At 51.1% G+C, this 2094-nt stretch carries 2 protein-coding genes; both read right to left on the bottom strand.

What is annotated here, in order from left to right:
- Positions 1 to 377, bottom strand: a 377-nt coding sequence (locus KDK13_RS03985; RefSeq protein WP_257283621.1) for a GTP-binding protein, incomplete at its 3' end; no start/stop codon positions are given.
- Positions 378 to 587: 210 nt separating this feature from the next.
- A complete protein-coding gene (locus KDK13_RS03980) occupies positions 588 to 1523 on the bottom strand; it encodes a hypothetical protein (RefSeq protein ID WP_257283620.1) in 936 nt (311 codons plus the stop codon).
- Positions 1524 to 2094: the final 571 nt, after the last annotated feature.

Here is a 2094-nt window from a genome sequence, read left to right as displayed (position 1 = left end):
ATGGTGCGATCTTCGACACCTTTGGCGCCGTCGATCACCATAAGGCAGCTGTCAACAGCGGTCAGTGTCCGGTAGGTGTCCTCGGAGAAGTCTTCGTGTCCGGGAGTATCCAGAAGATTTACCGTACGACCATGGTAGGGGAACTGCATCACCGAGGTGGTGATGGAGATGCCACGCTCCTGTTCCATCTTCATCCAGTCAGAGGTGGCCATGCGACCGCTCTTACGGCCTTTTACCGTACCGGCCAGCTGAATGGCACCACCGAGGAGCAGAAGCTTTTCAGTAATCGTCGTTTTACCGGCATCGGGGTGGGATATGATGGCAAACGTGCGTCTGGCTTCGACTTCCCGGGTGAGTGGTGATGTTGTTGGAGGCATAAGCGGGTTCCAAATTGTGTAGGCATCTCTGTACACAGGTACCTACAGCAATGAAGGGGTGTACAAAATGACAAATAATCAAAATCTGGGTGAATTATCCAAATCGGGGGGATGACTGCAAGTAGGCTAATGGTCAGTCCGGTGATTCTGTTGTTTTAGGAAAGAATACCGGACGGGATTTTAACACGCTGAACTGGAGACAAGAGACAGTTAATGGTGAGGCGTAACCGGGCCTGAGGGCTTGAAATTAATAAAAATCCGGGATGGCTGATGATACCAGCTGGAAAAATCGAACCATGCAGGATAATTCATTCTGGTTTCCAGTTGATACTTCTGCCGGTTTTCAGTGGCATGGATAACCCGGGGCAGGATGGCTCCGGCTTTCAGACCATTGGTGACTTTACGCTGGACATTAACCGTGACCTGGTCGGTGGCTTCGCCTGAAACTTCATCAAAGTGGGTGAATGTTACGTCAACATCAGCCGGGTAATCGACAATACCCCACCAGTTCTCCTGATCAACAAGCAGAAAGCGGCCTTGCCCCATTTGCTGGCGGTCGAACATTTCATGTTCCCGGGCGTTGATCATGGCGTCTGTGTTGAAGGCAAAATCTGCATATCGTATCGCGCCACCATGGGCAACTTTATAACCGGTGATTTTCCAGGGTGAGTTTTTCGGGAGTTCAATGGAGGTCAGGCTGGCAGCGCCGGTATATGGCCAGATTGCATGGGCCACGGAGTATAGGGTTGCTGCTGTAATCGCAATGACGGTTACCACAACCGCAACCCCGATCAGCCCGTCCGACACCCGGTCACTGAAGGAAGAGTTCCGGTCAGTGGTATAATAGCCTCCTCCCCAGAACAACGGAACATCCCACCCGCCCCAGTGCGTATGATGATGGGTGTGTTCAACATGGATGCTGTCGGGGTTGCCTGCACCCCAAGGGTGGTAGTAGCGATTGAGTTTAAGCTGGTACAAAGCCATATGCCGGTAGTCAACGGGCAGTGAGTGGCTGCTATGGTTTTGTCCGTAACCTTGCCCGGTAAAACTACTGGCATAAGTGTTCATTTGCGGGTAAGCGATCAGAACGGCCAGAAAAGTGAGTAAGGCTATATTGGACAGCTTGTTGATAACGTGAGTTGGCATGCCTGCATTCCGGGTAGAAATTTCTCCGGTTACCTGTCCGGAATGAAATTCCCAATCTGTTTCATGACTATGGATAGCTTATTTGGAATCAGATTGTCTGGAAAAGTTCCCTTGATTGCATAGCCTGTTTAGTGTTAATAACCGGGGTTTGAACTGGATTCATTGCATTAGCCTGTAATTTCCCGTGTTGAGCCGAATTGTCGTACACCCTGGCCCAATCGGAGTGGGCCGTGCAGACGGGGATATAACTTGTTGATATATCTCATGTATTACCGAGATTATCAGCCAGCGAATCAGTGACTATGAGGAACCGGATGCCTTAGTTGGGCACGTCAGGTTCTGCCAGGGCTGAGGCCGATGACGGCCTTTCTGCCTGATCGATATCATTCTTGTGGCACTCCCTCTTTTGCTCCTTTTCGCATTTTACCAAACCCGTCGTAAAGCATCGCCCAATCGGGCCGGGCCGCGCAGGCGATGATATAAGACAGGAGCGCGTAGAGCGCTCCGCGGGGCGGCCATCCGCTTGAGTGTTTGTTCATTCCCTGCTAATTTTATCCAGTCTTTTGTAGAC

This window comes from Endozoicomonas sp. SESOKO1 (genome assembly GCF_024606265.1).
Taxonomy (GTDB): Bacteria; Pseudomonadota; Gammaproteobacteria; order Pseudomonadales; family Endozoicomonadaceae; genus Endozoicomonas.
Note: the sequence above shows the minus strand (reverse complement) of the source record. Positions and strands in the feature narration are given on the sequence as shown.